Source organism: Yoonia sp., from assembly GCF_030731595.1.
Lineage (GTDB): Bacteria > Pseudomonadota > Alphaproteobacteria > Rhodobacterales > Rhodobacteraceae > Yoonia.
This window is the reverse complement of sequence record NZ_JANQTS010000110.1, coordinates 1-4696: the sequence shown is the minus strand read 5'-3', so window position 1 is coordinate 4696 and position 4696 is coordinate 1. Positions and strand designations below refer to the sequence as shown.

6 protein-coding genes and 1 tRNA gene are annotated in these 4696 nt (G+C 59.5%); 2 read left to right on the top strand and 5 right to left on the bottom strand.

Translation table 11 applies throughout. The features are described from left to right. Positions 1–190: 190 nt before the first annotated feature. The 4 genes from NWQ23_RS13770 to NWQ23_RS13755 are packed head-to-tail and all read right to left on the bottom strand — an operon-like array spanning position 191 to position 2582. A complete protein-coding gene (locus tag NWQ23_RS13770; protein ID WP_306166957.1) occupies positions 191–670 on the bottom strand; it encodes a hypothetical protein in 480 nt (159 codons plus the stop codon). A gap of 14 nt (positions 671–684) precedes the next feature. Beyond that, the gene (locus NWQ23_RS13765) at positions 685–1164 is read right to left on the bottom strand and encodes a DUF2948 family protein (protein ID WP_306166956.1); all 480 of its coding nucleotides are present in this window, start codon (positions 1162–1164) and stop codon (positions 685–687) included. Then, positions 1161–2426, bottom strand: coding sequence for a UDP-N-acetylglucosamine 1-carboxyvinyltransferase (gene murA, locus NWQ23_RS13760; RefSeq protein WP_306166955.1), 1266 nt, complete (start codon positions 2424–2426; stop codon positions 1161–1163). The genes NWQ23_RS13765 and murA overlap by 4 nt, the downstream gene beginning before the upstream one ends. Before the next feature lie 6 nt (positions 2427–2432). Beyond that, positions 2433–2582, bottom strand: a complete 150-nt coding sequence (locus tag NWQ23_RS13755; protein ID WP_306166954.1) for a hypothetical protein — start codon at positions 2580–2582, stop codon at positions 2433–2435. An 87-nt stretch (positions 2583–2669) separates the two neighbouring features. Here NWQ23_RS13755 and NWQ23_RS13750 point away from each other — a divergent pair. Beyond that, a tRNA-Thr gene (locus NWQ23_RS13750) sits at positions 2670–2744 on the top strand. A 13-nt stretch (positions 2745–2757) separates the two neighbouring features. On the opposite strand, the gene NWQ23_RS13745 is transcribed toward NWQ23_RS13750, so the two are convergent. Further along, entirely contained in the window at positions 2758–4122 is a 1365-nt protein-coding gene (locus NWQ23_RS13745) for a hypothetical protein (protein ID WP_306166953.1), read from the bottom strand. Between the two features lie 266 nt (positions 4123–4388). Here NWQ23_RS13745 and NWQ23_RS13740 point away from each other — a divergent pair. Continuing rightward, positions 4389–4696: FAD-dependent thymidylate synthase (locus NWQ23_RS13740; RefSeq protein ID WP_306166952.1), on the top strand; the 308-nt coding region annotated here is incomplete at its 3' end.

The following is a 4696-nucleotide window of genomic DNA, read 5'->3' as shown; positions in this document are numbered from 1 at the left end:
TGGACAGAAACTGTGGCATCACGGGAACTCCTTCGGGCCACGACATAGCGGGGTGGGGCTGTGGCTTCAATGGAGAGGATCGTCAAGCGGTAAAGGAAGGTTCGGTTTGCCACTGGATCTTTGCTCCAAGCCGAAACTGAAGTCGCGATCCGTGACGTCGCCAACCAAGGCAAGACTGAATTGGACTGCACTAGACTGTGCAGCGTAGCCCTGCATACTGCCCTATCAAAATGCTGAACGAGCTGGTCAGCAGCACGAAATACAATGGAGCAAGTCCCGCGTGCCAGGTCTTTGCCCAAAGCGATCTGATCGTCAGAACCAAAGAGACGATCCCAACCACCACAAATATCACGACGTTGGCCAAAGTACCAAAAACGCCGCCCAGACATGCGCCATCAGACAACCGGTCCTGATTCGAGGAATAAATAGCAAAAACGGCAATCGAGAGCTGGGTCGCTGCCAGAGCGAAAGTACCGAACCAGACTTTTTTCTGATCATCTGGCATCAAGAAACCCAAGTCATCCCAGTTTGCCGATCCGTGGGAAAGCGTTTGCCTTGCCACCGCACACTGTAAAATAGCTGCGCAGGAAGCAAGGAAAGAACGTCTTCGTGCCGTGGCTTTGTCAAAAAAAGCCCATTTGCTTATTGTGAAGCGAGAAAACAGGATCATCGCCCAAAACTCTTTTACTCCGGATGCCCCGGCGCCTTCCCTGATGGAGCCGCATAGGGCCGTGTGACGTCGCGCAGCAGGACTTCCAGCGCTTCGACCTCCAGCGCGATCACACCGTCACCCGCAAGGGTCAGTTCCACCCGTCCGGCACCATCTTCACCGGGGATGAAAGCCACCGACAGCAGAGAAAACACCATATTAGGATCGGATTTATCGACACCCTGAGACTGCACCTTCATCACATCTTCAATCGCCAAAACCGACTGCACGCGCTCGAACCCGCGTTTGCGGGCGGCGGCGCGGGGTGCGTCCTCCCAGCGGAAGCGGTTGAGCAGGATGGCAAAGCGCCGCGCCTTGCTGTCCCATTTCATTTCAACGGCGGGAAAGACCGCATCCTGCACAAGGGCCGCAATCACCTGCAGGTCTTCGGCGTCCAGCGCCTTGAGCCGGAGCGGGGCCTCGCTGCCATCTTCAAAGCGTGCATCTTCGGTCATTTTGACACCCGTTCGATCTGTGCGCCTACCGCGCGCAATTTCTCTTCCACATGCTCGTACCCGCGATCAAGGTGGTAGACGCGGCTGACGACAGTCTCACCCTCGGCGGCCAGTCCGGCAAGGATCAGCGACACAGAGGCCCGCAGATCGGTGGCCATCACCGGCGCACCTTTCAATCGGTCCACACCGCGCACGGTCGCAACACCGCCTTGCACCTCGATATTGGCCCCCATGCGGACAAGTTCGGGGGCATGCATAAAGCGGTTTTCGAAAATCTTTTCCTCAAGCACCGAAGTGCCATCGGCGGTACACAGCATCGCCATCATCTGCGCCTGCAAGTCGGTCGGGAAACCGGGGAAAACTTCGGTTGTGATATCGACGGCCTTGGCACGGTCACTGCGACGCTTGACCTTGAGCCCGTCCGGCGTTTCGGAGACATCTACGCCCGCAGCATCCAGCTTTTCAACGAATGATCCCACCAGATCCAGCCTGCCGCCCAGACACTCCACCTCGCCCCCTGCAAAGACAGGGGCCAGCATATAGGTGCCAAGCTCGATCCGGTCAGTGACGACAGGGTGGGTGGCGGCACCCAGACGATCAACACCCTGAATGGTGATGGTGCTGGTGCCTTCGCCCTCGATCTGCGCGCCCATGCGGCGCAGACATTGGGCAAGGTCCACGATTTCAGGCTCGCGGGCTGCGTTTTCGATCACGGTGGTGCCCTTGGCCAAGGTGGCGGCCATCAGCACGTTTTCAGTTGCACCGACAGAGGCAAAACGCAGCGGCACGCGCGCGCCTTTCAGGCCCCCTTTGGCCACAGCATGCAGATAGCCGTCTTTCAGTTCGATTTCCGCACCCATGGCTTCAAGTGCCGTGACGTGGATATCCATAGGCCGCGCGCCAATGGCGCAACCGCCGGGCAAGGACACGACAGCCTGATGGTGGCGGGCAAGCAAAGGGCCAAGTACGAGGTTGGAGGCGCGCATCTTGCGCACGATTTCATAATCCGCTGTCGTGGATGTCATCGCATGCGAGGACAGGACCTGTACCTTGCCGTTCTGGAGTGCGGTCACTTCTACGCCCAGCGATTGCAACAGTGCCGTCATCGTCTTGATGTCCGACAGGCGCGGCGCATTGGTCAGCGTCAGAGGCTCTTCGGACAGCAGGGTTGCCGGCATCAGGGCAAGGGCTGCATTCTTGGCGCCCGCAATGACGATCTTGCCGTTCAGTGGCGTGCCGCCTTTGACGATAATCGAATCCATGCCTGCCTACTCTTTCTTTTCTTTGGGCGCAGTCGCGGCGCGGGCGCGGGCCTGCGCCTTGCGTTTGGCCATATTCGCCTTTAGCGCCGCCTTCAACCGCGCTTCGCGGCTGTTGGCGGTCTTGTCGGCTTTGCTCTTGTCGTGTTTGTCGCTCATGACAGCCCTGTTAGCAACAAGGGCAAAAACCGTCCAGAGAGGGCTTGCACCAAGGGGCGATTGCGTCTAATTCCCCCGCTCACGGATGCTGTGGTAGCTCAGTGGCAGAGCACACCCTTGGTAAGGGTGAGGTCGAGAGTTCAATCCTCTCTCACAGCACCATCCCAACCCTTTGTCAGAATGTCGAATTGATCGTCAGGCCGATGGCCAAAGTTGTCCGGTCAAAGCGGCTGACGTTGCTGTCGGCTTGCGATGCATCGATGCGCAAACCGGGGCTGAAACCGGCGTATTCGATCTCTGGGAAGCCGATGTTCATGAAGATAAAGCTCGTCGTGTCCTGCCTGCCGCCGTCGACCGGGAGCAGCAGACGATAATCCGGGTAGTCGCTCCATTTGAACCCGCCACCGGCAGAAAGACTGATCGGGCCAATGGGTTCGGCCCAAGCATAGGCCAAAGAGATCGTGCGCTCTTGAGAGGTATAGTTGACGCTCTCGCCATCGCTATCGACCAATGTGAAATTGCCGCTGATCCGGTCACGGCTTTCCAGCTGGTAGGAGAGGCCGGTACCAAAGATCCTGCGATCAACCTCTCCGATTCCGGGGGCCAGATAGTCAAGCCATTCGCGGGTCGCCGAGAGTGACAGTGCGCTGCGGTCCGACAGAGGAATTTGGCGGTCAAGGCCGATACGACGGATATCAAACTTCTGAAACTCCGTCGTTCCGGCGCGCAGGTTCAGGTCGCGGTATTCGTATGTGCCGCGCGTGGCGCGCAACGAGAGCGATCCGTTCTCCAGGATACGATCATGGCGTATGTTGACTTCATAGTAGGTGGTGTCAAAGGCCTCATCGGGAACGGTGGTCTCTTCGGTGATCCTTACCCTGGAACTCTGATACTGTAGCCCGACAAGAGTGCGGCTGCGCTCGGCCTCCTGGATCCGGTACTGGGTGCCGAAACTCAAAGAGCCACGCCAACCGCTCAAGGCCAGCGCATCCTCGGACAGGGTGCCAGTGGGGTTGCCGGGGGCTGTGGAGGTCGCGTCTTCTGCCCCGCCGTTCACATTGCTGGACGGGACCAGCGAAATCGAGAATTGCGAGGACCACGGATTGCGGCGGGTCACGGCGCGGGCGTCCTGGGTGGTGCGGGCGCGTTCGGCGGCGTTTGGCGCGACGGTCAAAGCGCGGCGGAGCCAGAAGGTAGAGAGGGTAAAGCGCTCTTCATTCGCGGCGGCCAGTGCGGTCAGGCGGGCGGCTTCGTACTTTTGATCGTCCGTGTCAGACAGCCGCCATGCGCGCGCACCAGCTTGGCGTCCGGTGGCCGGATCACCAAGCCGAGGGGCGGCGGCGGCCACGATCACCAAAGCGGTACGGTCGTCGGGGTTTTGGGACAAAAGCGTCTGGGCGATCTGCAACGCCAGCGCCGGTTCATCCGCCAACATTGCGCGGGTCGCCAGAGCGCGGGCCTCATCCACGGTCAGATCGACCGCGGTTTGGGCCTGTACCGGATGCGCCACAAGCAGGACGATTGCCACCCATCCGGCCATGAAATGCCGCAAGGCACGCAGACACGCGGGAGGGGATCCAAGGCGGGGCTTTGAAATGCGGGCGGCGGAATTGGCCGGGTTCGTCATGAAATTGCGCAAAAATCTGCCTGTAAGAGGTGCGATACGCCGATGAAACTCACGCTTACCTACCCCCATGTCAACCGCGCTTTCCCGGTTATTCCACAACCCGCTCACCTTAGGAGGTTTTGTCGCGGCCCCCCTTTTTCTATAGTGGCGCGACTCAGTGCGTTATTGTGGAGAAACACATGCCCATCACCCCCGAACAACAGGCCGAAATCGAAGAACTGCGCAGCCAGGCCAAGCCCACGCTGCGCGCTGTGGCCGAAGGGATGGAAGGGCATCTTTACAAGGCCTATGACGTGCTGGACCACGGCTTCATCCGCGTCATCGACTATATGGGCGACGATGCGGCGATCTGTCAGGCCGCCCGCGTGTCCTATGGCAAAGGCACCAAATCGGTGCAGAACGACGAAGGGCTGATCCGCTACCTGATGCGGCACTGGCACTCGACCCCCTTCGAGATGTGCGAGATCAAGCTGCACGTCAAACTGCC